Annotated in this window: 30 protein-coding genes and 1 tRNA gene; 8 read left to right on the top strand and 23 right to left on the bottom strand. The window is 40.3% G+C overall.

The features are described from left to right. Positions 1 to 68 precede the first annotated feature (68 nt). From FZC78_RS19295 to FZC78_RS19325, 11 genes are all read right to left on the bottom strand, one after another. Positions 69 to 503, bottom strand: a complete 435-nt coding sequence (locus FZC78_RS19295) for a DUF669 domain-containing protein (RefSeq protein ID WP_148941714.1) — start codon at positions 501 to 503, stop codon at positions 69 to 71. Continuing rightward, on the bottom strand, positions 503 to 1,192 hold the full coding sequence (locus tag FZC78_RS19300; RefSeq protein WP_215727413.1) for an AAA family ATPase: 690 nt from the start codon (positions 1,190 to 1,192) through the stop codon (positions 503 to 505). Before FZC78_RS19300 ends, FZC78_RS19295 begins: the two co-directional genes overlap by 1 nt. 14 nt (positions 1,193 to 1,206) lie before the next feature. Further along, positions 1,207 to 1,575 carry a zinc-finger-containing protein gene (locus FZC78_RS19305; protein WP_252183688.1) on the bottom strand — a complete coding sequence of 123 codons (369 nt, stop codon included), beginning with the start codon at positions 1,573 to 1,575 and terminating at the stop codon, positions 1,207 to 1,209. Next, on the bottom strand, positions 1,576 to 2,136 hold the full coding sequence (locus tag FZC78_RS19310) for a host-nuclease inhibitor Gam family protein (protein ID WP_148941715.1): 561 nt from the start codon (positions 2,134 to 2,136) through the stop codon (positions 1,576 to 1,578). Continuing rightward, positions 2,133 to 2,294, bottom strand: a complete 162-nt coding sequence (locus FZC78_RS23865) for a hypothetical protein (RefSeq protein WP_187445015.1) — start codon at positions 2,292 to 2,294, stop codon at positions 2,133 to 2,135. Before FZC78_RS23865 ends, FZC78_RS19310 begins: the two co-directional genes overlap by 4 nt. Next, positions 2,291 to 2,464, bottom strand: coding sequence for a hypothetical protein (locus tag FZC78_RS23870; RefSeq protein ID WP_187445016.1), 174 nt, complete (start codon positions 2,462 to 2,464; stop codon positions 2,291 to 2,293). Before FZC78_RS23870 ends, FZC78_RS23865 begins: the two co-directional genes overlap by 4 nt. Before the next feature lie 82 nt (positions 2,465 to 2,546). Continuing rightward, entirely contained in the window at positions 2,547 to 2,732 is a 186-nt protein-coding gene (locus tag FZC78_RS19315; RefSeq protein ID WP_148941716.1) for a YqaI family protein, read from the bottom strand. 33 nt (positions 2,733 to 2,765) lie between these two features. Beyond that, entirely contained in the window at positions 2,766 to 2,900 is a 135-nt protein-coding gene (locus FZC78_RS24625) for a hypothetical protein (RefSeq protein ID WP_286365508.1), read from the bottom strand. 159 nt (positions 2,901 to 3,059) lie between these two features. Further along, positions 3,060 to 3,392, bottom strand: a complete 333-nt coding sequence (locus FZC78_RS19320) for a hypothetical protein (protein WP_148941717.1) — start codon at positions 3,390 to 3,392, stop codon at positions 3,060 to 3,062. Continuing rightward, positions 3,389 to 3,544: a hypothetical protein gene (locus tag FZC78_RS23875; RefSeq protein WP_187445023.1), complete on the bottom strand. Its 156-nt coding sequence runs from the start codon at positions 3,542 to 3,544 to the stop codon at positions 3,389 to 3,391. The genes FZC78_RS19320 and FZC78_RS23875 overlap by 4 nt, the downstream gene beginning before the upstream one ends. A 37-nt stretch (positions 3,545 to 3,581) precedes the next feature. Continuing rightward, positions 3,582 to 3,815 (bottom strand): helix-turn-helix domain-containing protein, encoded by a 234-nt coding sequence (locus FZC78_RS19325; RefSeq protein ID WP_187445017.1) that lies wholly within the window; start codon positions 3,813 to 3,815, stop codon positions 3,582 to 3,584. A gap of 159 nt (positions 3,816 to 3,974) precedes the next feature. On the opposite strand from FZC78_RS19325, the gene FZC78_RS19330 reads away from it, so the two are divergent. The 3 genes from FZC78_RS19330 (at position 3,975) to FZC78_RS19340 (ending at position 6,424) form a co-directional block, all read left to right on the top strand. Continuing rightward, positions 3,975 to 4,370, top strand: a complete 396-nt coding sequence (locus tag FZC78_RS19330) for a helix-turn-helix domain-containing protein (RefSeq protein WP_187445018.1) — start codon at positions 3,975 to 3,977, stop codon at positions 4,368 to 4,370. A 117-nt stretch (positions 4,371 to 4,487) separates the two neighbouring features. Beyond that, complete coding sequence (locus FZC78_RS19335; protein WP_252183689.1) at positions 4,488 to 4,991, top strand: ImmA/IrrE family metallo-endopeptidase; 504 nt, start codon at positions 4,488 to 4,490, stop codon at positions 4,989 to 4,991. Positions 4,992 to 5,026: 35 nt separating this feature from the next. After that, the gene (locus FZC78_RS19340) at positions 5,027 to 6,424 is read left to right on the top strand and encodes a recombinase family protein (RefSeq protein ID WP_187445019.1); all 1,398 of its coding nucleotides are present in this window, start codon (positions 5,027 to 5,029) and stop codon (positions 6,422 to 6,424) included. Between the two features lie 14 nt (positions 6,425 to 6,438). On the opposite strand, the gene FZC78_RS19345 is transcribed toward FZC78_RS19340, so the two are convergent. Then, positions 6,439 to 6,906 carry an ATPase, T2SS/T4P/T4SS family gene (locus tag FZC78_RS19345; protein ID WP_252183690.1) on the bottom strand — a complete coding sequence of 156 codons (468 nt, stop codon included), beginning with the start codon at positions 6,904 to 6,906 and terminating at the stop codon, positions 6,439 to 6,441. 111 nt (positions 6,907 to 7,017) lie between these two features. On the opposite strand from FZC78_RS19345, the gene FZC78_RS19350 reads away from it, so the two are divergent. Next, positions 7,018 to 7,089 (top strand) — tRNA-Gln (locus tag FZC78_RS19350). 449 nt (positions 7,090 to 7,538) lie between these two features. Here FZC78_RS19350 and FZC78_RS19355 read toward each other — a convergent pair. After that, a complete protein-coding gene (locus FZC78_RS19355; protein WP_148941722.1) occupies positions 7,539 to 7,919 on the bottom strand; it encodes a Spx/MgsR family RNA polymerase-binding regulatory protein in 381 nt (126 codons plus the stop codon). Between the two features lie 483 nt (positions 7,920 to 8,402). Between FZC78_RS19355 and FZC78_RS19360 the strand changes: the two genes are divergently transcribed. Then, positions 8,403 to 8,645, top strand: a complete 243-nt coding sequence (locus FZC78_RS19360) for a DUF2626 domain-containing protein (RefSeq protein ID WP_006837891.1) — start codon at positions 8,403 to 8,405, stop codon at positions 8,643 to 8,645. 141 nt (positions 8,646 to 8,786) lie between these two features. Here FZC78_RS19360 and FZC78_RS19365 read toward each other — a convergent pair whose 3' ends face one another. Beyond that, complete coding sequence (locus FZC78_RS19365) at positions 8,787 to 9,422, bottom strand: MBL fold metallo-hydrolase (RefSeq protein WP_148941723.1); 636 nt, start codon at positions 9,420 to 9,422, stop codon at positions 8,787 to 8,789. A gap of 320 nt (positions 9,423 to 9,742) precedes the next feature. Here FZC78_RS19365 and FZC78_RS19370 point away from each other — a divergent pair, with 320 nt between their 5' ends. Next, positions 9,743 to 9,916 (top strand): DUF2759 domain-containing protein, encoded by a 174-nt coding sequence (locus FZC78_RS19370; protein WP_148941724.1) that lies wholly within the window; start codon positions 9,743 to 9,745, stop codon positions 9,914 to 9,916. Positions 9,917 to 9,976: 60 nt separating this feature from the next. On the opposite strand, the gene FZC78_RS19375 is transcribed toward FZC78_RS19370, so the two are convergent. The 7 genes from FZC78_RS19375 to FZC78_RS19405 all read right to left on the bottom strand — a co-directional run bounded on the left by FZC78_RS19375 (position 9,977) and on the right by FZC78_RS19405 (position 18,848). Next, a complete protein-coding gene (locus tag FZC78_RS19375) occupies positions 9,977 to 10,285 on the bottom strand; it encodes an MTH1187 family thiamine-binding protein (RefSeq protein ID WP_148941725.1) in 309 nt (102 codons plus the stop codon). Between the two features lie 15 nt (positions 10,286 to 10,300). Next, positions 10,301 to 11,422 carry a hypothetical protein gene (locus FZC78_RS19380; protein ID WP_148941726.1) on the bottom strand — a complete coding sequence of 374 codons (1,122 nt, stop codon included), beginning with the start codon at positions 11,420 to 11,422 and terminating at the stop codon, positions 10,301 to 10,303. A 317-nt stretch (positions 11,423 to 11,739) separates the two neighbouring features. Beyond that, the gene (locus FZC78_RS19385; protein ID WP_148941727.1) at positions 11,740 to 12,927 is read right to left on the bottom strand and encodes a M14 family metallopeptidase; all 1,188 of its coding nucleotides are present in this window, start codon (positions 12,925 to 12,927) and stop codon (positions 11,740 to 11,742) included. A 422-nt stretch (positions 12,928 to 13,349) separates the two neighbouring features. Continuing rightward, positions 13,350 to 15,233 carry an LTA synthase family protein gene (locus tag FZC78_RS19390; protein ID WP_148941728.1) on the bottom strand — a complete coding sequence of 628 codons (1,884 nt, stop codon included), beginning with the start codon at positions 15,231 to 15,233 and terminating at the stop codon, positions 13,350 to 13,352. A gap of 746 nt (positions 15,234 to 15,979) precedes the next feature. Then, positions 15,980 to 16,951, bottom strand: coding sequence for an ROK family glucokinase (locus FZC78_RS19395; RefSeq protein ID WP_148941729.1), 972 nt, complete (start codon positions 16,949 to 16,951; stop codon positions 15,980 to 15,982). Between the two features lie 19 nt (positions 16,952 to 16,970). Further along, positions 16,971 to 17,168 carry a YqgQ family protein gene (locus FZC78_RS19400; RefSeq protein WP_148941730.1) on the bottom strand — a complete coding sequence of 66 codons (198 nt, stop codon included), beginning with the start codon at positions 17,166 to 17,168 and terminating at the stop codon, positions 16,971 to 16,973. A 222-nt stretch (positions 17,169 to 17,390) separates the two neighbouring features. Then, complete coding sequence (locus tag FZC78_RS19405) at positions 17,391 to 18,848, bottom strand: spore germination protein (protein ID WP_148941731.1); 1,458 nt, start codon at positions 18,846 to 18,848, stop codon at positions 17,391 to 17,393. 193 nt (positions 18,849 to 19,041) lie between these two features. Here FZC78_RS19405 and FZC78_RS19410 point away from each other — a divergent pair, with 193 nt between their 5' ends. Beyond that, entirely contained in the window at positions 19,042 to 19,929 is an 888-nt protein-coding gene (locus FZC78_RS19410) for a hypothetical protein (RefSeq protein ID WP_148941732.1), read from the top strand. A gap of 224 nt (positions 19,930 to 20,153) precedes the next feature. Here FZC78_RS19410 and FZC78_RS19415 read toward each other — a convergent pair whose 3' ends face one another. Further along, complete coding sequence (locus tag FZC78_RS19415; RefSeq protein ID WP_187445020.1) at positions 20,154 to 21,698, bottom strand: rhomboid family intramembrane serine protease; 1,545 nt, start codon at positions 21,696 to 21,698, stop codon at positions 20,154 to 20,156. A gap of 401 nt (positions 21,699 to 22,099) precedes the next feature. Beyond that, complete coding sequence (locus tag FZC78_RS23880) at positions 22,100 to 22,276, bottom strand: hypothetical protein (protein WP_187445021.1); 177 nt, start codon at positions 22,274 to 22,276, stop codon at positions 22,100 to 22,102. Between the two features lie 161 nt (positions 22,277 to 22,437). Here FZC78_RS23880 and FZC78_RS19420 point away from each other — a divergent pair. Continuing rightward, positions 22,438 to 22,833, top strand: a 396-nt coding sequence (locus tag FZC78_RS19420) for a helix-turn-helix domain-containing protein (RefSeq protein ID WP_148941733.1), incomplete at its 3' end; no start/stop codon positions are given.

Below are 22,833 nucleotides of genomic sequence, written 5' to 3' on the forward strand. Positions count from 1 at the left end.
AATTACTCCCTTTTTAGAAAGGGAGCCTTTATAGCTCCCTCCTATTCATTGAATCTATTAAGTATTTTTTAGAATGGAATGTCATCATCATTTATGGTTACTCCAGTGGACGGCGCAGTGATTTCTGAGACCTTAAATCCTTTTACCTCAGGGTATTTTTTACCGTTATACTCACGCTCTCCCACAACTACCCGTAGATGCTTATTCAGGAAATTTTCTGCCCATTCTTTGAAAGAAGAAAACTGTTTTCCATCCGGGAACTGCGCTGCCTTTGATGCTTGCTGGAATCTCCACATAGCATTATCTGTAACTGTGAAGTTATCGAATAAGATTTTTTGTCCCTGGGATGGTTGGTCATAATCAGATCTGATTTCATAATCCACAACTACACGATTGTTACCGGATTCTGCTTTCTTCAATTCGTAATTTACAACGGTAACTTCGTACTCACCTGGCTTAACGATTTCAAATGAATCTCCTTGACTGTGATCTACTTTAAACATTAATTTTCCTCCTTATTTTCTGTAGCATTTAATAATTCACTTTGCAGGCAACCTCTTCGATCATCGATTTGATTCTTCGCATATGTGCTATTTGAAGCGCTGAGAACAAACCCTCGTTCACCTTCGGATTTGACCATGAGCCTGCCAACAACATCACATAACCCTAAAACATTGTTCATGATTTTCTTATTAATTTGCGGGTAACTCCGGTTATATTGTTGCCCGCTGCTGTCCGTGTAAAGATCATCGGTTTCCCAAGCTGTCCAGATGAGATTGGCACCTAAGCCTTTCATGAATCTCAAGCTGTTAACCACTCGAAATTGCATGTATTGATAATCCCCTTGTGATGGGACGCCTTTATTTTTCCCTTTACTGCCGAGATCTGAGAGCAAGCATCGTTCCAGCTCACTGATATTATCAACGACAATATTGTCGTATTTTCCTTTGTAGTTCTTGTTAAGGTCCATAATGATTTTTTCCCAGACTTCCCAAGTATTTGTGTTATCAACATAAGCAATGTCGATATTCTCTTGGCCTTTCAGGACCCGGGTAGTTCTATCCACATCAAGGACTAATGTCTTTCCTGGGAAGTATTTTACAGTTGATGTCTTCCCCATACCCGGCGGAGCGTAAATGAGATAGGTGGCAACTTCTGTCTTTATCTCCTTGGCATTTGTAACTTGAATCATTGCTGCACTCCTTTCTAAAAATGAACTAATGATAAGTTTCTGATGTGTTTTAGTAATTCAAAGCACTGTTTCTCATTAAACATTCCGATATGAGCCTTTTCCGGTGGCAACTGCATTACTTCACTTATCCATTGATAAGCTTCCGAACGGCTCATTCTCCGAGATTTCCAAAGTGGATCGAAGGAAGCATGCGTTCTTTTTCGCATTTCTCTTAGGCTTCTATTTGCCAATGTCCCTAAGGGAGTTTTAGATCTCCCATGAGTACCAACATAGGCATCGCATGGCCGGCAGCTGTATAAGTTTGTCCCGTAATCCTTACCGTAAAATTCCTTGCTGGTTATAAACTTTGCATTGTTGCCGCAGTATGGGCAGGCGACGATCACCTACTCAACCTCAACGCTGTAAGAAACGGATTCAGGTTTTACATATACACCAGGGACAATCTGACCGGTATCATCCACAACAACTTTATCCCCGGCAATCTCAACGATCTTAAGATTCTTTTTGAAGTCACCCCATTTAAGTGATTGCTTCACATATTCGAAGAGCTCAGATTCCATAACATGCTGCAACAACTGATCTTCATTTTGTTTCTCTGGAGTTTCCTTAGATTTTCTAGTCTTGGACTTACCATAAGGAGTACTGATTGTTTTGGCCTTTGGATCTTCCTGCAGCTGCTTAGCATGGTATTGTGCAATCAGAGTTTCAAAGTGCTCCAGGCTACTCTTAATTGGAGCTGTTTCCTTATGTTCCCAAGATGAAATTCTGTCGCGCTCTGAATCTGCTAATCTTTGAATTTCTTTTTCTTTGGCTTTTAAGGCAGACATTTTACGGAAGGCCCAATTCAGAGAATCAATATCTGTGATTTCAAATCTCTGTGGACTGCTTTCCACCTCTTCAATATATTGTTCATCAACCAATTCATTTTGCTGTAACTGATTCATTTCGATTCCTCCGATTCATAATTTTTATTGATCTCCATTTCAATTAGGAGCATGACTTTTTCGATGCTGGGCTTAACATTTAAAGGATCATCTGTGTAATAAGCTTTGCTTAGAAGTTCAAAGTATCTGAATAGCTTATCGGTGCGAGACTCACTCATTTTTTCTCCTTATAACTTTGGTCTAATGACTCATAAGTTTGGATTAAGTCATCATAGAACTTACTGTTACCCAGGACTTCATAATGCTTTTTGAGTAATAAATACAAACCATATAATTCTGGATTTTCTGGTGCATAAACAATACCGTTCTTCGTGTCAAAGTAAGGCATCTATTTCCTCCTTCACACTTTTCTGTTACAATATTTGCAATTGATCTTCTTTAGCTTTTTGGACTCGTGTTGGCCCACGGGTCTATTTTTGTGCCTGGTAACATTCGACTTGCTGATTTTGAATCAGGTAGATCTTCAAGTTTGTCTCAAGAACTATGTCGTTTCCAAACTTGTAATAAACATCATCTACTTGAATTTCATCACCCATTACATCTTCTACCGGATGATCACTTTCAAAGTTCACATCACGATCTTTTAGCTCCCTCATTAATCTCACCTCCTTTAAGGTGATCTCCACTTATTATTCCGCCGGGTTTTCGATCATATAAGCTACCGTTACGATTTCTCTTAAGCTGGTAGAGTGCTCCACATCATTCATCTTTGAGTGCAAATCTCCATCAGCTATATAGTTGATAATCTCTGTACTGATTCCCATCTTGTTCACATCCTTTTATGAACTAGTTATCTTCCGAACTGGTTATCCACTACACTTTCCGACAATTAAAATGCTATTCTGCTAAACTCTTACTCTTTCGACTTGCTTCTACAGCATTTTTCGCGAGTAAGCGTAAAAAGAAGTGAGCTTTGCAGCTCATTAATTTTTGATGCTATTCATGACTTTCAGAACCAGCATGGAATCAACACGTCCGATAAATTGTCTATCGTTAATCTTTTTGCGTCTTAACGAGACATCATAGAGATAGCAATAAGAAGAAGTAGCAAATACAATCGCTTGTGTAATACTGGTGCCTAAATCAGCAAGAATTTCCACTTTCCAATCTTTATTTTCTCGATTGCAGTAGTCTACATTTTCTTGGATCTCACTTCGAAATTCATCACCATATAATTCTTCAATTAACACGTAGTCAGGAGTCTTTACTCCATCGACTGCAATTACTAAAGGTTTTGCCTGAATAACTTCCGTCATTTAACTTCTTCCTCCTGTTCTTTAGTCTTCTTCATGTCAGCAAGGATCCGAGGAATGGACGTCTTCAAGAAGAAAGCTGACATTTCCTTCATGGTTTCCTTGCTGATATCCGGCGGCTCGACTTCTATATCTAATCGGACCAGGATGAACACCTCCTATAAATTGGCGTTAGGTGGGAATGCTAATAAACTAAGCTGAATCTTCTTTGTGCGATTCGCGTAAATTTTCTTTATAAAAAAAATCATTTATATCAACATTCAAAATATCTGCTATTTTTTTGGCTTGTTCTAAGCTAATGTTAGAGTCTCCGTTTTCTAATCGCGTATAGCTAGAAACGTATTTATAACCTAACTTTTTTGCTATAAACGTTGCTGTAATTCCTCTAGCTTCTCTTAGTGAACGAATTTTTTTGCCAAGTTCCAACGATATTCACCTCTTTCTTTTACGCGTTACGCGCTTTACTTAACCTCATTATATTTGTGCGTTTTGCGTATGTCAACATTATTTTGGCATTTCGCACAAAAATAATTCTTATTTGTGCAAAAGGGGTAAAATTGCTTTATGGGATGGGGAGGGATTATTATGTCCACATTAGGAAATAGACTGAGAATGGCTAGAGAGAAAAAAGGCTGGTCTCAAACAGAAGTGTGTAAGAAATTGAAAATTTCCAATTCCACATTGTCCGGATATGAAAGAGATTATCGAAAGCCAGACACCGATATGATTTTAACCTTTGCTAATTTATATGAGGTATCAACAGATTTCCTTCTTGGTAATTACATAAAAGAATCAGCTGAAAATAATTTTGATCCTCTTGATGAAATAAACAAACTCGTTAAAAAGTACGGTATAGAACAAATGGGATTCTTCAATATTGAGGATTGGAAGAAACTCAGCCCTGGGGATATTAAGTTATTAGAGAGACAGTTCCAGGCAATTGTGGAGATGGCTAAAGAAAGAGAAAACGAAGATAATTAATAGGTGAAATAAATTAATATGCGCAAGTGAAAGATCCTGAAGTCCAGATACTGGACTTTTTCTTTTTATTGTAAAAAGCGAACGTTTGTTTGTATAATGTTCTTTGAGGTGAGCTGCTTGGACTACTACAAAACAACCATACTGGAAGATTGGATCACAAAAAAGTACACACGAATGGGAATCACTCTTCCCTCGCACATAAATATTAAATACATCGCCAGAAGGTTTGACATCTTCATCAACGCTTCAAAGTTAAAAACGACTCATTACATAGTAGGGAGATGCCGTGTCATCTCCTTGGAGAACGGTTTAACCGAAGAAGAGAAACGTGAAGCCTTCTTTCATGAGTTCTGTCACATTCAAAGGCATGCAGGCGTCCAGAGTAATATGCCCAATCCTTTCAGAGAACTACAGGAATGGGATGCAACTGCTTTTACCCTCTATGCAGCTATTCCTTTCCACATGATAAAATACATCCCTTTCGAGGAACCTGGCTGCATAGAAGAGACTGCCCGATTGTTTAGAGTCACTCCTGAATTAGCAGAAAAAAGAATATCACAGATTCTTAGAAGGTCTTCAAACTATGCTATGGAATCATTTAACACGACAAAATATAAATAAACTCATATATCATGATTAAAGAAAGGAGTGAAAAGATGACTGTAGGAATCTATATTCGTGTCAGTACGCTTGAACAGGCCAAAGAGGGATATTCCATCTCCGCACAGAGAGAACGTCTCACAGCCTTCTGTACGGCTTTGGGTTGGAATGATTTTAAGTATTATGTTGATGAAGGTGTTTCAGCCAAGGACACTAATCGGCCACAACTGCAGTTACTGATGGAGCACATAAAAGCTGGATCTATCTCAACTATTTTAGTTTACCGGCTAGACCGTTTTACCCGAAAGGTAAAAGACCTCCATAAACTATTGGAGTTTTTGGAAACACACAAGTGTGCTTTCAAGTCAGCCACCGAACCCTATGACACTTCCACAGCTATGGGGAAACTCTTTATCACCATAGTGGCCGCGCTTGCTGAATGGGAAACAGACAATTTATCGGAGCGTATTAAAATGGCCCTAGAAGAAAAGGTATCTGAAGGAGAACGTGTGGGTAATGTGCCGTTTGGTTTTGACCTTTCACCTGAAGAAAGATTAGTTAAGAACCAAGACTCCCAAATAGTATTAGAAATGATTGATAAGCTAAAATCAGGCTCTTCAGCCCAAAAGATAGCTGAATACCTTAACCAATCTTATAACCATCGAAATTGGCATGCCCAGGGAGTACTGAGGGTATTTAGGAATCCCGCTTTATATGGAGCTACGCGATGGAATGATAAAGTATTTGAGGACACCCATGAGGGAATCATCAGCAAAAATGAATTCATAAAGGTGCAGACGATCTTAGAAGACCGCTCTATTAATCAGAAAAGAGATGTTAAGACCACTTATTTATTCCAGTCCCTTCTGTCCTGTCATGAATGTGGGCAGGCTTTATCCGTCAATAGAAATTTAAGAAATGATGCCTACTTGATAATGTATAAATGCCAGCGATGTTATAAGCAAGGACGTAAAATGAAAACCATCGATGAAAAACGATTTATCGAGGCCCTTCAGCACTACATGAAAGATGTAATATTGAATGAGCTTCAACCGGTACCTCCAATCAAGAAAAATGATGAACGTGAACAGCTTCTGAAAGAAAAAAAACATGTGGAAAGAAAGAGAGAAAAATATCAGCGTGCTTGGGCAAATGACTTAATCACTGATGAGGAATTTGAAAAACGCATGAGGGAAACTTCCGATGCCCATGAAGATCTACAAGAAAAGATAAAAAAAATAAAGGCTCCTGTAGTTGTAGATACAGAAGCCATCAAAGAGATCATATTTACATTTAACCAAACCTTTTATGCTCTTACAAGGATTGAGAAAAAAGAATTCATTTCTCGGTTTATACGGAGAATAGAATACAGGCTCGTTCCCCAGCCTCCAAAGTACAAACGGAATAAAGTTGGAAAAGATCTCGTGGTAATTACTAAGGTGCACTTTAATTAATTGTTTTATAGTATCTACATGACGTTACCAGTCGGCCCTGTGAAAATTAAGAGGCCATGGGAGTTCATCAATAAAGCCAGAAGCTTTCGTGCTGAAGATGGAAACAGGGCTAATCGTTCGAGAGGCACGTTCAACTGCTGAGGAAGGATTCGAATGACAAGACTTTCTTTCAGGCCGGTAGTAGGCAGTGTGGAAACACGGAGGTCGAGCGGTCCTCCCATCATTCGGAAGGTGAAAGACCCGCTTTGAGGTTTTCTTTTTTCACCTATATCCATGGAAGCCATGAATTTAAAGTGGGAAATCAATCGTTCTCCTTCAGGAATCGGAATGCTGATATTGGGAGTGAGGATCCCATTGCTTCTGTGCTGCATGAGGTAATCATCTTTTCGTGGAAACAAGTGGATGTCTGTGACGTTCTTTGTAACAGCTTTTTTCAACATAGAATCAGCCAGGGCTTCAATGGAATAGTATATTGGCTGCACCACCTTTCATTTATTCAATACAGAAATTCGACAAAATTTTAATTTCCCCTTCTTTTTTTGTATATTTTTTTTATTTTTTTTCATACTAGTATTGAAAGCAGCACTAATCAATGGGCTATAGCCAAGCGGTAAGGCATCGCACTTTGACTGCGACATGCGTTGGTTCGAATCCAGCTAGCCCAGTATTCACTGAACAAAGGCTGTTTTCTCATAAATTGTTGCTTTCGGAAAAACCTTGAATCGGTGTTTATCTCTATTAGGTTATTTCCACTTAAATATGGCCATAGTTTACAAAAAGAGCCAAAACAAAGAGAGGAAAATTCCTGCAAAGGAGCCTTCCTCTCTTTTAAAGGCTGTTTTCGCATATATTGCTGCTTTCGAAAAAAAACCAAGAGCGGATTTTCCCCGGATACTAAGAGTTTTAACTCTTATCAAGGGAGAGCAGCTCTTTTCTTTTCGGTCTTACCAGTTTGGCTCTCTCTTAATAGGGTTATTTTTCGGATTTAGTATAATAGCAACTAAGTTTTCGAAAAGAGCCTTTTTAAAATAAGGGACAAGAAAATGAAGAGATGTGCTGGCGGCTATCCAAAAGGATTGAGGAAAGATTCCAATGGACAAGGGAGAAGTTTTTTCTAAATAGTCAGCTCATACACTGATCTTTTATTAGTCAAACTTCTCAGTCCTTCGGGATCATAACCCACTACAAGTTTCTTTCCATCAGTTAGCAGTGGCCTTCTCAACAACTTGGGCTCTTCTGAAATCAGTTTTACAACTTCAGAGAGACTGAGGTCTTCTATTTCAACTCCCAGTGCTTTATATTTTTGACTGCGCGTTGCGAGAATTTCATCCACACCATTTGTGGTCATTGAAAGTAAATCTATAATCTCCTGTGTAGTCGGAGTTTCCCTGAAAATATGTCTTTCTTCAAAATCTATTGCATTTGAAGTCAGCCATTTCTTTGCTTTTCTGCACGATGTACAACTGGGATACGTAAAAAACGTCAATTTGTTCATCCTTACACCCTCCCTAGATTCAGCTTATACAAATTATATATTAATTGTATACCACATGTATAACTAATGTACACCAGATTATCCTGTTTTGTTGTTTTTATTTTTTTTCTGATTTTTTCCGCTGAGTTTATATACCAAAAAGGGCATCATTCAAGAGACAACTTCCAAAAGGCTGCTCCTTATTCATGGCCAGCCTTCATGGATACACACAGCCTGATTACTGGAAAGGCCTCTTGTGGATTAATCTAATGTGTTAGGCAGCCAAATCCATAAATTCTTATATTTTCGTTTAAAAAAACTATAGAAAAAATAATATTTTATTGTAAAGCAACGAGTATGAAGGGTATATTAATATAAAATCAGAAGAGTTCTGCAGCCTATTTACGTAATCGTCACAAACTGGCAACAAAGATTATTTACTTTTGATGGATTTTTCCTTTATAATGTTTATTGATGGACTGAGGGTGCAAAGGAGGGATACATATGGATCGTATGTACAGAGTATTGGGATTTTGGACTGGAATATTTGCAGTCATGTTTTTCCTTGGAGATATGAAAACGACTTCACTGATCTTTTTAGGACAAACAGGATTCTTCATTCTGCTGGGTTACTTGAAATTATCTGAGCGTATGTATATTTATATTTTCTTCGGATACTTAACTGTATTTTTTGCCGGCTTCACATATTGGACTGTTTTCATGATGACGCCAGGCGCAGCGCACTAATAAAAAAACCCTTAAAGCTTTTAGCTTTAAGGATTTTTTTATGTTCGCCATTTATTCCAGAACCAGCACATGCTGCACGCGAATCCATGCAGCCTGAACCGAAAGATTCTGTTTAAAAAGGCCTTTGGGTGATAAGACCCTTTAAAAGCCATTTAAAAATGGGTTGGTATCCATTTCATCCGCTATAGTAGTTTCAGGTCCGTGGCCTGATAAAACGATTGTATCCTCCGGCAAAGTCAGCAGGTGATTATGGATGCTTTTTATTAACTCCCCAGAGTTTCCGCCAGGCAGGTCCGTTCTTCCCACGCTTCCCTTGAACAGAGTATCACCTGCAAACACGACCCCCTCCTCTTCAAAATAATAGGAGATGCTTCCAGGTGAATGCCCGGGTGTTAAGAATAACTTTAATGTGATATCCCCTATGGATAGTGTCTTTTCATTGGTTAATATGTACTCTGCAGGTTTGATTTTTAACAAACTGCTCATTGCGAAGTGCTGAGAACCATTCAAGTACGGATCCATGAGCCACTTTGCCTCTTTTTCATGAACATAAACAGGGATATCGTATTTCTCTCTGACCTTATCGACTGCACCGATATGATCAAAATGTGCATGGGTCAGCAGAATTGCAAGAGGCTTCAATCGATTGTCTTTCAGCCAGTTATTCAATTTTCCCGCTTCTTCACCGGGATCAAAAATTATACATTCTTTCTTTTCATTCCATAAACAATAACAATTCGTTTGCAAAGGACCTAAAGGTAATCTCTTCCACTTCATCAGCACTGCCTCCAAAATATCGTTTAATTAATTGTATCAAACCTGATATAATATTAAAATAATTACAAAGAAGATGTCTAAAGAAGGCAGATTCTCCCCGCTTTTTCTATCTCCCAGTTATTACAGAGTTTTTGCTATTGATTGAAAGAGGAAAGAAGAGAAATGATTTTGGACAAAGAAGTGTCAAACATTTGAACTGTACAAATGCATTAAAAAAATATAAAATATATGTAAGTGCACATTATTACATATGCTAATTATATTATCTCACTTTTGGGACTTATGGTAAAAGGGGATTAATTTGAAAGGAGTTTTGACCGATGGGTTTTGTTATTATTACAGCTCTAGTGACTTTGCTTGCTCTATTCGGCAGCATAAGTGCGTTGAAAAACAAAAATGCTTTAGGCATTCTTTTCGGAGTAGGAACACTCGGCGTTTTTGGCTGGTTCACGATCATGACCGTCCTTCACTCAGGTTATCCTGGCGGACACTAAAAAAATGGAGCCCTTCGGCTCCATTTTTTTATTCAATATTCAAGCAAGATACCGGCATCCTTACATCTTGCTTTCGACTGAAGCCAGCTTATCTTCCATTTTCCTTTTTTTATCCCTGCGGTCATCAATCCGGATATTCGTTGCAACCCTTTGAATTCCCTCATCGAAAGGCGCCTCATGAATTTCCTGCACCACACGGAACAAATCTGACAGCTCACCTTCTATCAAAGTACTCATCGGAGTAAGTTTAAATGAAATAGTTCCCTGTTCTTCATGTCTCTTCAGTATTTTTTGCAATTGAGCAACGTAATCACTTACGCTTGGTGTCGCGGTTCCGATTGGGATAACGGTAACATCCACTATGGCCATATTGAATCATCCTTTCTATTTAACGGTAATTATATCTTCAGTCTCTTTAGTCCGTAAATCGACGGCCTGCCTTAAATCATATCCAGTTAAACAATAGTCACCTGATGGCGAACATTGGAGAGGTTCATTTTGAATTCCGGACAGGATGACTTCCCGCTGACCCGTTTTCAAATCCCACTTTTCCAAAGTGAAGGCCCCCTGATAGGTGTCTTCAGGCATGGATTCACCGGCAGCGAAAGAGACGAGTGCATGTTCAGAATCTATCTTATCATAATAAGGAATCATCCAGTTAGAATAGCTGCTCAGCAGGGGCTGTTCAGTAGAAGAAGCTATCGTTCCTTCTTCTGTTATAAATTGATAAACAGCATTCCCTTCTGTTACTTCGTCCATTGAAATGGATAAGATATAGGGGGAAATTGTATTAAAATGAATTGTTTCTTCTTCAACAAGCACTTTATCTTTTGTGTATAAGTTCCGGGAATATAATGGAGCTGTAAGACTAATGCTCTCCTCAGACCAATCTTGGAAGAGGAAACTGTTCTCTGTGTGCCACTTAATGAACGGCTGAGGTGATTCCACCGCTGACAAGGTTCCTTCCGAAAGATCTGCCAGCAAAGTCTCAAAGGTCCAGTCTTCTGCAAAGCTGGTTACGAAAAGCAGATCGGTATTGTCTCCATTCCACTCAAAAGCCAATTCATACGAGTCGATTTCTTCTTGAAAAATCATATTTCCATCCAGGTCAATTACCGTCATGGCTGCCGAATACGTAAGAGGGGAACTGTGAACTAAAATCCTTTGTCTGTCAGGACTTATCTTGGCATCCACAATGACTTCCTCATCTGAAAACAACTGCTTTTGTTCACCGCTGAAAATATTATAATCTATTAACAGGTTCTCATTATCTGATTTAGATAAAATTAAGACCCTGTCATTATCAATCCAATCAATAACTCTCTGAAATGAGTTCTCTTCCAATGCAAGAGGTATCAATTCTTTTTCGGCAGCCTCTTGCTCATCCACTTGTTCTTTCTTTGAAACAGGTTGTTCTTCCGGCTTATTATCAGGAAGATCACCATTGCAGGAGGCTAAGAGAAATAAACATGATAAAAGTAAAAGCAGCCTATGTATTTTATTCATATTTATTCCCTCCTCCAATTTTTCTTTCTACTAATTAGTACGTTATTTCACTAAAAATGTTTCAAGTTTTTAAAAGAATTAGATAAATTTTTTTAAACATTACTCATCCCCCTCCACGAGGTGACAAGTGTGATTGAACACTTCTATCTTTGTGCGTAACTTTCCGGCAGTCCAAATAAACTGAAATGAACGTTCTCTTGTTGGCCAGCCCTAAAAAAAGGCTGTCAGGGTTTGACCTCTGAACAACCTTTTACAGGTGAAAAAGACTATAGTACATTTTACCTCGCATTTACTAATATAACAATCTGCAATACACCTTATCGGTAGATTGATACAAGAAAAATCCCAAGAACCGACTCATATATCCGATCAAACTGAGATAGAGGCAGCGGGTTGATGCCCATTCCAAGTTCAATAGTAAAACCTGGACGCTGAAACTCTTGGATAAACCAATCTTTGTATCCAGCAAAACTGTCTATATATCTAACCGACCGGTACCCGCTTACTCTTTCGAATTCCTCTGCGAGCATCTCGGATTCCGGAGGCTCCATCCCCTCAAAGCCCCAATAAAATTCTTCCCCTTGGGTATGCAGGGCGAGTACCCTGTCGAGATCTCCGTCCCTTGCCAATTCAGCCATTGCTATTGCTTCAGGTTCCGATAATGGCTTATAGCCCGGGAAATCACGGGGAGCAGGACTTTTTTCCTCTTTTCTTTCCTTCTCCAACTCCCATTTGGCAGGATATTGATTATTCAAATCGACACCATTGATATTAGCCTTCCACCCAGAAAAATTCGTATTTCCCTTGTTGAACTCAACCAGTTCCTCCCTGAGGGCTGGCGGCGGCCCCTCTATCACTAGATCCACACCATCGGGATTCACCATCGGAACAAGGGAAAGGGTAACACTTGAATACAGAGGTTCAATAACCACCCCTCTGATGGTCCCCCGATTGGTCAAAGATAATAAGTAGTCATTCATGAACCGCATTAATATCGGGGTCGTAATCCACTCGTTAGCATGAAAGGAGGCATTAATATTAACCTTTTTCTCTCCATTTCCAATCTGTATTTCATATAGAGGCTTTCCAAGGACAGATTCACCGAACTCGTTAACTCTAATAAAAGGAAAGGCATTCTTTAATCTTTTGATATCCTGATCCAATATCCCAAAAGAGTAAGCCTGCTGCCCCATTACAACCGGCTGTGTAATCCGCAGCGGGATGCTGATGTCATCTCCAACCTGCAAGGCACTGGGATTCAGACTTTGATTGAGCAGCAGCAGCGCATCAACTGACAGGTTTCTTCTCCTGGCTATTCCCCAAAAGGTATCCCCTTGCCTAATTGTATAATTTCCGATATAGAAACCGGGAATACTTACGGTTTGACCGATTTGCAGACTATTGCCGGCCATGTCAGAGTTAGAATCAATAATCAGCTGTAGAGGAAGATAAAACAGCTGACTGTAATAGTAAAAAGTATCGCCTCTTCTAAGTTGTACTTCCAATGTTCATACCCCCTGTAATCACACTCTCTTACTACATGTATGTTGCAAAAGAAGTTTAATGACAAGAAAAAAGAAGGGCTTTCCCTGTTATTCTCTTAGGTTAAGTGCCCCCTAGGGGACTAGGCCCACCCAGCCGGTACGGACAAAAGGGGCTGGATTTAAAACAGTCAAAATGCTCAACCCTATAATGGTAATCGTTCTTTTTAGGAACAAAAGCGCAAGCGCTTGATCGGCCCCGACAGGCAAAAGTTCCAAAGAAAAAAAAGGCCGTCTTCCCTTTTATTCTCTTTGGAACATTTGATCCCGAGGGGCTAGGCATTAAAGCTGGACTTGAATAATATAGCTTAAATTTATCCAAAGAGGGTGATTTTTAATTCCCGAAACACAACAAAAAAGCCTGCGGGCCATCCGCAGGCTTTTGGTTACTCTTCTATAGGAGAAAGAGCTGCATTTTTTTGTTCATAGAATCGAAGCAAGTCTCCATATATGATTTGATCAGAGTAGTTCAACTCTTGCTGAGTACTTTCAATCAAAGGTTCACAGAATTTCATGTCATCTGGCTGCTCAGTGTCTTTGTTGTAACACTCGCCGCCGGCATACACGTGATCCTTTGTGATGAAACGGCCATCCCGTAAGATAGTCAAGTCCTCATGCTCTTTAGAGAATAAATCTGATCCAAATTGTATATCTCCTTTTGAATCAATTCCAAGAAGATTAAGAAGTGTTGGACGAAGGTCGACTTGACCGCCCACTTTGGAAATCGTCTTTCCGTCTTCCATACCCGGAATGTGGATGATCAGCGGTACACGCTGAAGCTGGGTGCTGACGAAAGGATCCACTTCTTTTCCAAGGTATTTGCTCATTGCAACGTTATGGTTTTCAGAAATACCGTAATGGTCTCCGTACATGACAATCACTGAATCATCATATACACCGCTGTCCTTCAATTCCTGAATGAACTCTTTTACTGCTTCATCCATGTAACGTACAGTTTGGAAATAACGGTTCAGAGTACCTGAATTTGAATTAAACTCGTTTATATACTTATCCTCTTCGTCAAGATAAAAAGGATAATGGTTTGTCAACGTAATCATCTTGGTATAGAAAGGTTTCTCCATTTGTTTCATGTGCTCAACGGACTGCAGGAAGAATGGTGTATCTTTCATTCCCCAGTTAACGGAGTTCTCTTCATCAATTTCATACTCTGTCATTGAATAAAATTTATCGTATCCAAGAGAATCATACATGATGTCACGGTTCCAGAAACTCTTATTGTTGGCATGCATTGTTGAAGTAAAATAGCCTTCATCATTCAGCCTGTCTGTCATGGATTGATATTCATTTCCAGAGTGAGTGAAGAACACCGCTCCACGGTTCAATGGATAAAGAGAGTTATCCAGGATAAACTCAGAGTCAGATGTTTTCCCCTGCTGAGTTTGATGGTAGAAATTATCGAAATAGTAACTATCTTTGATGAAATCATTCAAAAATGGCGTTACTTCTTCACCATTCATGGTGTTATTGATCGGGAATGACTGAAGTGATTCCAAAGAAATAACGATGAGGTTCTTTCCTTTTGCCGCTCCAAAGAGCTCATCATCTGGTTTGGTATGGTTGGCCCGTACATAGTTATCGATGTCAGCAAGTTCACTGCCGTCAGCAAGCGCACGCTGTGCTGACGATTTAGACTGAAGGAACGCATCATAAATGTGGTAGTTATATGTCCCAATGTTTTTTACAAGTATTTCCCTGTCAAAAGTACGTGTCAACAATTGTGGTCTTTCTGCTTCAGCAAGACCAAGATTAAAGAACGTAAGAGCGATTGCAACAAAAAAGTAAGCTCTTCTATTCACCCTGCTGAATGTGTTCACTTCCAGGATGGATGGTTTAAATTTGATGAACAAGGCAAGAATTACAGTATCAATGAAATACAAGGAGTCTGACCAACTGACAATCTCACCTGCACTTGTACCCAAGTCGGCGAAATTGCTGGTCTGCATCAATACCGGTAAAGTCAGGAAATCGTCAAAGAATCTGTAGAAAGCAACATTTCCATAGAGAATAAAGGAAAGCACAAAACTGGTAATCAGAATATACCTTACCCTCGATTTCTCATTCTTCATAAATAAACTTACCCCAAAAATAAACAGCAAAAAGCTTAATGGGTTTATAAGCAGGATAAACTCCTGCATGACATTTTCAATTTTGATATCAAAACTAGTTTGATAGACAATATACGTTTTGAGCCAGAGTAACACCGAAGCAATGATAACCAGTGATATTTTTGGCATTTTTAGGTTTTTCATTTTTTTACCTCCTTGCTGCGATTAATTGCGCAGCAACTTTCTGATGGAAGATATTGACTCATTTTTACATTATCAGGTGATTCCACCTGATAATCATTCAATATCTTAATACTTTTTTTACATTCCGTCAATTGTAAGTTAATTTAAACAGTTTAAACTAATGTATTAGGGTGATTTTCAATTCCCTTATATAAGACGAGCCAAACCGGTAAAAGTTTCAAATATAGGTTATTTTTTTTTAAACCCTACCATATACCCAGTCCATTTTAACAATTCCTTCTATAGGTGCGTCCTTTAGTCTCAGCTTATTGAAAGCAGATCTTTCTTTGAGTAATTCAACACTGTCCTATTGCAGGCATATTTGTATAGCTATGATTTTAAACGGAACCATTATGCCCTATATTATGTCTTTTTTTAGACCATCCTATTATTATAACACTCTCAGTGAACTTATTCCAGTTCTGCATTAGATGGCGAATGATTCATTGTTCACCACCATACTCCCGACTGTGTAAATAAGCCAGAGTTAAATTTCACCAATTTTATAGATAACTGCTGTAAACCAATTTTTTCTTCTGTGCCACTCTCTCATTCCTAAAAAAGCGGAAATGCCCTGGTTAGCCCGGCAGGCAGATGTTCCAAAGATAGGTTGATTTTATATTTCCTTAGATACTACAAAAAGTGCTGATCATTTATGATCAGCACTTTCTTCAGCAAGTATTCTTTAGTACTTATTTAGTGCGTGTTCAATCAAGTTTATTTTTCACGAGCCAAGCCCCGCCTATCACGCCCGCATCATTGCCCAGCTTAGCAATAGAGATGGAAGTTGAAGATGCCACTGTTGGGAATGCAAAGGAATGGAAATACTTATCAACCGGATTCAAAAGGACTTCTCCTGCTTTGGACACTCCTCCTCCCAGTACTATCTTATCCGGATTTAAAGCGTTGCCCAAGTTGGCAATCGCAAGCCCCAAATAGAAAGCGAGTTTATCCACGATTGAAACCGCGAGGGCGTCTCCTTCACGAGCAGAATCAAAAATTTCTTTCGCACTAAGTGCTCCTCCAGTCTGTAAACCAGAGCGGAGCACAGAGGCTTCTTCACTGTTTTCAAGAGCTTGAAGAGCTAAGCGTACAACACCCGTTGCAGATGCGACTGTTTCCAGGCAGCCGGTTTTCCCACAGTTGCATCGAAAACCTCCTTCAGGCATTACAGTAATGTGCCCGATTTCGCCGGCTGCACCTTTGCTTCCATGGACGATATCACCATTAGTGATGACTCCTCCCCCTACTCCGGTTCCTAATGTTACGGCTACAATATCCTTCGCACCATTCCCTGCACCCTTCCACATCTCCCCTAGAGCAGCACAGTTTGCATCATTGTCGATAACACATGGCAGTCCTGTCTCTACTTCAAGAAGGTCCTTCAAAGGTGTATTCTTATCCCAGCCCAAGTTGACCGCTTCATAAATAATGCCATTATCCATGTCAACCGGTCCAGGAGCTCCCATCCCAATACCTTTCAGCTTGGCTTTGGTTTCTTTAAGTTCATCCAGATGATGGTCGATTGACTTTGCGATATCCACTATTATATTTTTTCCATTTTCAGAGGTGTCTGTGGGAATCTCCCATTTATGTACAATTTCACCGTAAAAACTTATGAATGCTATTTTCGTTGTAGTTCCGCCTAAATCCACACCAACGAGCCATTTATCTGACATCAATAATTTCACCCTGTTTCTAGTTTTTGTTTTCCTTCGAGAGCTCACTCCGCAGAACCAGCATGGACGTTTGGAAGTCAGCTGCGCTGATCAAGCCTGTATTATACAGTTCTCTCACTTCTTCCTGCATCATTTCCAAATCTGCCATTCGGTCACCCAGGTAAATGAAGACTCCATACTTTTTTAACAATTGCTGAACATCATACATGTTTTTCAATTTCCGCACCGTCTTTCAAGCTTTGCTAACCCTTTCAGTATAAAATAAAGTCTTTCTCTTCTCAAGAAAATCCCTTGTTTCTTCCGTAATAATGATTTAGAAGGTGCTGTGCATGATTATTCCAATAAAATTCTTTAGACTTGCTGCAATAAATGATATCTCTTTGAGGGATCGTTATTAGAGAAAAGAAAAAAGCAGCACCCATAAGAGCACTGCTTTTTATCAACGGTCAGGGTCTTGAGGATTTAGAAACCTCGGTCTCCTGTTTTTCAATGGCATCGGCGACCTAAACAGCACATCCCTCATTGCCCTGAAGTTGAATGGGATCAATGGCCACATGTAAGGGACACCGAACGATTTGATTCTCGACAGAAGCACAATCCATACCGTAATGCCTATCACAAGTCCGTAAACTCCAAACAAGGCGGTCAAAATCAACAGCGCAATCCGGATAATCCGGTTTGCCAGGCTCAATTCATAGCTTGGTGTCGCAAATGTACCTATGGCGGCGACTGCAAGATACAGGATCACTTCATTGATGAACAAGCCCACTTCAACTGCCACTTGCCCAATCATCAAGGCAGCTACAAGGCCAAGAGCTGTGGCAAGTGAGGTCGGTGTATGTATAGCGGCCATCCTCAGCATATCAATACCGATTTCCACTATCAGGAACTGAAAGATAAGCGGTACTTCACCTGTATCATCAGGACCTACATAGTCCAAAGCAGCAGGAAGCAAATCAGGCTGGGAGGCAAAAAGATAGTAAAGCGGCAGAAGAAAAATAGACGCCCATACGGCGATGAAACGGACGAACTTCAGATAGGCTCCGACCATTGGCTTATTTCTATATTCCTCGGCATGCTGCAAATGGTGCCAAAAAGTTGTCGGGGTAATCAATACGCTTGGCGACCCATCCACCATGATGCAGACGTGCCCCTCATACAAATGGGCCGCAGCGGTATCCGGCCTTTCCGTGTATCTTACCATCGGATAGGGATTCCAATGCCTGCCGGATATGAATTCTTCCAATGTCTTTTCTCCCATCGGCAGACCGTCTGTATCTATCTTTGATAGTGATTCTTTGATACGGTTGACGAGTGCCGGATCGGCAATATCCTCTAAATAACAGACAACGATATCCGTCTTGGACCTTCTGCCAATTTGCAGATACTCCATCCTTAATGAGCGGTCCCGTATTCTTCTTCTGGTCAGAGCAGTATTGAAAACCAGTGTCTCAACAAAGCCGTCTCTCGCTCCCCGTACTACCCTTTCCATATCAGGTTCCTGCGGGCCTCTGACAGGGTACGTCCTGGCATCGATCAAAATGACCTTGTCTACTCCATCTACCACCAAAGCTGTTGGACCGGCCAGCACCATGTCAGCTACATTATTCAAGTCATCGGTTTCCTCTACTTCCACATAAGGGATATACGTTTTCATCAGCTTCTGCAGGGTATCGCCATCAAGCTGCTCTTCATCAAGATCAGCAAGCAGCTTCATTAAAAAGTGCATAATATCATCTTTTACAAATCCATCAACAAGGTACATGGCCATCTTTCTGCCGGCATAGAACAAGTCGAGCTGAATGACATCAAAACTTTTATCAACCGCAAGGAGATCTTTCAAATAATCAGTATTCTCCTGAAGGGAAGCAGAAACCGTTTTTTTATTATCTGACACGGAAGTTCACCTCTTTTGTATAGCAAAATCAATTTACCGATTCCGTTGAGAGAACTGGCAATAATTTCATAAATAAAGCATATCTACCATACTAGACATCCGTGGTTGAAATCATACATTGTCAACATATTTTTTTTGCCCTGCACATACAATGTCACTAAAAGGGACAAACCTGATTAAGTGGGTGGGCAATATGAGAGGAAAACAATCTTTGATTATCATAGCAGGAGCAGCAGGAATATTGATCACATGGTGGGTGTTCATGCTGTTTAACCCCGCTGCAAGGGAAAGCATCATATTCTTTCCCTTAAACGAAAAGGCCAGCTACCAATCAGCCGACACGCTGTTAACATTGAATGAGAAAAAAGTGAATGACTTATATGAAGTGAATTGGAAAATAACTTCCGTGCTTGATCAGGATGCCAATTTGAGACAGGATATCGGGTTTCTCTTTTTCAATGGAAGATTAACATCCAAAATGAGTGAATGGGAGCAGAATACAGACAGGATAGTCGAAGAGGATACAGCAGCAGGAAAGGAAAGCAGCCTTCTGCAGGCTGTCTCTTTTCATTATTCAGAAATACATGCGGACGAGGAAAACTATACGAGTGCCCAGAGTATGTCAGAGGATCAGCTATATGTTATCGACTCTAACTTCAGTCCATTAAGTTCATTCAGAAAGCCGGACAGCGCTGCTGAAAAAGAATGGAGGATGATTTTGGATAAGGTGGCGAACCAGCAGCTTCAATACAATTGGGAGAAAGCAATGAAGAAATATAACATCAGCGGCAAGGATTACTTGCAGATCCCGTTAATCCGCTTACCCGAATATAATTCAGATCCGCCAAGAGGATTCACAACATTGCAGTGGAACGAGCTTGTGGGAAACTTATGGGAGGGGTTATATAAAAATTACTTTCTCGGAATCAAGACAGATACCGGAAAAGTCGTGGATCCGATAGACAGTTTGATGCCTTTAATCCTCATTCGTATTGATACTGGTGACTTGCTCGTACTTCTTACAACTAAAGAAGGCGAATACGTACTTCTTCAACAAAAGATACCTGTCCCGTTGCCATAGCAGCCCATTCAAAAGCTTGGCTGACTAAGTGGCATAAAAAAAGCGATTAAAATTCGCCAATATATTGAGTTAACAATAAACGCACTGTGAATTCCAAGAGAATTCAAGTGCGTTTTCATATGTTTTTTATATGTCTGTACCCATTAGATAAGCAGTCACTTGAAATACGAGGCATCTTATTTAATTGCTTGACGGGATATTTCTTCAAGTAAAGTTTAAGAACCTTACGATGGCTCATCAGCCTGCAGCCTTTCATGAAGTTCCTTGAACTGACTGTTATCCTTCTGTAAATTATATGCTTTTTCAGCATGTTCCCTGGCTTCAGTTTCTTCACCTCTTTCAAGAAGGAGAATAGCCAGATTATAATGAGCTTCCGGAAAATCCCTGTCACGCTCCAAAGCTTGGTTAAGGAGCATTTCAGCTTCCTTATACTGCTCATCTTTAATCATAACGATGGAATACAAAAAGTAACTGTGTTTATCAGCCTCATTCTTTTCCATGACATCCTCAAGGATAGCAGAAGCTCCCTTGATATCACCGGCATTGAGCTTCTCCTGGGCCTCAGCATTGCTGATGGAAGGATCGAACAGAACCGGTCCGTGTTGATATCCGTACCAGAGCAGCGCTGGGATGGCAGCCGCGGACAGAAGGACAGCAGACAACTGCACTCCCCATCTTTTTCCGCGGGGAAGGTGAACAATGGCAGCTGAAAGCGCCCCCCCTGCCAGTCCGCCGATATGCCCGGCATTATCTATCCCAGGCAGAGTAAATCCCAGCGCAAGGTTGATTCCGATGACAAGCAGGATATTGGTTCCCATCGTCCGGAAAAAAATTTTAGGATGGACTGTGCCAAAGTACAAAAGAGCTCCAAAGCAGCCGAAGATTGCACCGCTGGCTCCTGCAGATATGGAATTAGTAAAAACAAAACTGGCCAGTGTTCCCGTGAATCCGGCAAAGATGTAGATAAACAAAAACCTGGAACTTCCAAAAATCCTTTCAACAGCCAACCCTAAAAAATAGAGAGCAAACGTATTCATCAATAAATGAAGGAATCCTATGTGAATGACAATCGGTGTGAAGAATCTCCACCATTCTCCTTCTACTATCAATGGATTGTACTTAGCTCCATACCGAATAAGATTCTCTGTATTCTGGCTGCCTCCTGCCATTTCCATAATGAAGAACACGGCAAGCTGCAACGCAATGAACATATAGGTAAAGAGCGGTCTGCCCATAGAGAAAAGCGACTTCTCTTCTTTTGCCTTATTAGAAGCAAAAGCCAGGACATTCTCCTTCAATACATGCACTTCCATCTCTTCAGGATCTTCTTTGATTTTCCACTGTGCTTCCTCATTGAAAAGGCCTGAAACTTTATAAATATCATTATCCAGGCTGTCCAAAGTAATGATCGAAGTCTGTACAGATGTCTTGGCTGCCTGAGGCAGGACATAGTCCTGTGTGATCACTGCTTCATAGTCATCAACAGGGTGATAGGCGCTTATATAAAAATTTTTCACAATCAATTTATTTTTCTTAAGGGCTTTCCTGATTTTTTCACTATTTAAAGCTGTCAGGTGAACATCGCGCTTCAGCCTATTGCCCCAATCCAGATCCTCTCGAACCACCCTGATGACCGGCGCCTGTTTGTATGAGGAATTCTCCAGCCAAACCTGCAGCTGATCTTGAGACATATTTATTATCCGATACCCTTTTTCTACTATTAAGTAATCTATCGTTCTCCAGTACAAATAATTAAGATTCGCATTCAAAAATTATCCTCTGCCTTTTTAGGTAATTTTGACTTTCTTCTACTTAATCACCACCACAGAAAAAAGTAAAGGCATATGATTTCAGTATACTCACTCGATGCTCTGCCGGCAGCATATCAGGACCCAAAGAACAAAAGCGCCGGCGGCATGTTCAGCTGAAATCTTTACACCGCTGAACAGCGCTTCCGCTTTATTATGCCGGGGAGGCTAAATGGACTTTCCGAGGAAATTTTGCGCAGAAGCGGTATTCAATATACCTGGCAGCCGCAATATTACAAAATCACATAATAAAAAAGATGCCCTCAATAATAGCCGGCAATCACCACCACAGTCTTGTCTGTCGGCGATTCTATACGCTGCCTATTGATGAACATCTTTCACTTTTACTAGCTTATGCAGAACTAACGAAATGCTGCTCCAAGAAACTTACTCCGGAGCCATGGAAGACTCATGGCTGCCCGGACCACCATCCTCCTGACTGTGAAATTGCTCAACAGCCCATTCAGAAGTTTGTAGCGGTATTGATAGAACACTGAAGCAAAGCACGCAATGATAATCCACTTAATGATTCCGTTCATAGTAATCAGCCTCCTCGTTCTATGTTGTGTACCTTTTTTGAATTTTATCCTTGGATGGATTAAAAATATAGATTATCATATTAAGTCGAACGGCTCGTAAATTAAAATAGCTCAAGTGGGTACACAATAGTTAACGCCAATCAACTAAGGAGTGTTCCCAAATGAGCTATACCCATATCGTACCACAGGAACGTGTACTAATCGAAAGTTATTGCCTGGAAAAGAAGTCGCTCTCCTATATTGCCGCACAGTTGAAAAGAAGCAAGAGCACCATTCATTACGAGCTAAAACGCTGTAAGCCTTATAATGCCCTGCAGGCTCAGCTCGACTACGATGCCAAGCGGGAAAACTGTGGCTCTAGACGCACGGTCGATCAAAAAGATGTCGACTATATCTTATCCAAACTCAAGCTGGGCTGGTCGCCGGAAAGCATTGTAGGCAGGTATAGGAAAATGCATAAGAAATCTTTTCCTATCAGTGTATCAAGCATTTACCGGTACGCTGCCCTCGGCCTGTTTAAGCTGTCCCAAAAACTTCTGATTCGAAAAGGGCGGAAG

This window comes from Rossellomorea vietnamensis, from assembly GCF_008180415.1.
Lineage (GTDB): Bacteria > Bacillota > Bacilli > Bacillales > Bacillaceae_B > Rossellomorea > Rossellomorea vietnamensis_C.

Coding starts and splice junctions, on each gene's coding strand:
- FZC78_RS23870 (WP_187445016.1), bottom strand. CDS start 2,464: ATGCCTTACTTTGACACGAAGAACGGTATTGTTTATGCACCAGAAAAT.
- FZC78_RS19375 (WP_148941725.1), bottom strand. CDS start 10,285: ATGGCCATAGTGGATGTTACCGTTATCCCAATCGGAACCGCGACACCA.
- FZC78_RS19330 (WP_187445018.1), top strand. CDS start 3,975: ATGTCCACATTAGGAAATAGACTGAGAATGGCTAGAGAGAAAAAAGGC.
- FZC78_RS19380 (WP_148941726.1), bottom strand. CDS start 11,422: ATGAATAAAATACATAGGCTGCTTTTACTTTTATCATGTTTATTTCTC.
- FZC78_RS23880 (WP_187445021.1), bottom strand. CDS start 22,276: ATGAACGGAATCATTAAGTGGATTATCATTGCGTGCTTTGCTTCAGTG.
- FZC78_RS19365 (WP_148941723.1), bottom strand. CDS start 9,422: ATGAAGTGGAAGAGATTACCTTTAGGTCCTTTGCAAACGAATTGTTAT.
- FZC78_RS19340 (WP_187445019.1), top strand. CDS start 5,027: ATGACTGTAGGAATCTATATTCGTGTCAGTACGCTTGAACAGGCCAAA.
- FZC78_RS19390 (WP_148941728.1), bottom strand. CDS start 15,233: ATGAAAAACCTAAAAATGCCAAAAATATCACTGGTTATCATTGCTTCG.
- FZC78_RS24625 (WP_286365508.1), bottom strand. CDS start 2,900: ATGGGAATCAGTACAGAGATTATCAACTATATAGCTGATGGAGATTTG.
- FZC78_RS19295 (WP_148941714.1), bottom strand. CDS start 503: ATGTTTAAAGTAGATCACAGTCAAGGAGATTCATTTGAAATCGTTAAG.
- FZC78_RS19310 (WP_148941715.1), bottom strand. CDS start 2,136: ATGAATCAGTTACAGCAAAATGAATTGGTTGATGAACAATATATTGAA.
- FZC78_RS23865 (WP_187445015.1), bottom strand. CDS start 2,294: ATGAGTGAGTCTCGCACCGATAAGCTATTCAGATACTTTGAACTTCTA.
- FZC78_RS19360 (WP_006837891.1), top strand. CDS start 8,403: ATGGATCGTATGTACAGAGTATTGGGATTTTGGACTGGAATATTTGCA.
- FZC78_RS19410 (WP_148941732.1), top strand. CDS start 19,042: ATGAGAGGAAAACAATCTTTGATTATCATAGCAGGAGCAGCAGGAATA.
- FZC78_RS19395 (WP_148941729.1), bottom strand. CDS start 16,951: ATGTCAGATAAATGGCTCGTTGGTGTGGATTTAGGCGGAACTACAACG.
- FZC78_RS19315 (WP_148941716.1), bottom strand. CDS start 2,732: ATGAGGGAGCTAAAAGATCGTGATGTGAACTTTGAAAGTGATCATCCG.
- FZC78_RS19300 (WP_215727413.1), bottom strand. CDS start 1,192: ATGATTCAAGTTACAAATGCCAAGGAGATAAAGACAGAAGTTGCCACC.
- FZC78_RS19370 (WP_148941724.1), top strand. CDS start 9,743: ATGGGTTTTGTTATTATTACAGCTCTAGTGACTTTGCTTGCTCTATTC.
- FZC78_RS19355 (WP_148941722.1), bottom strand. CDS start 7,919: ATGAACAAATTGACGTTTTTTACGTATCCCAGTTGTACATCGTGCAGA.
- FZC78_RS19320 (WP_148941717.1), bottom strand. CDS start 3,392: ATGACGGAAGTTATTCAGGCAAAACCTTTAGTAATTGCAGTCGATGGA.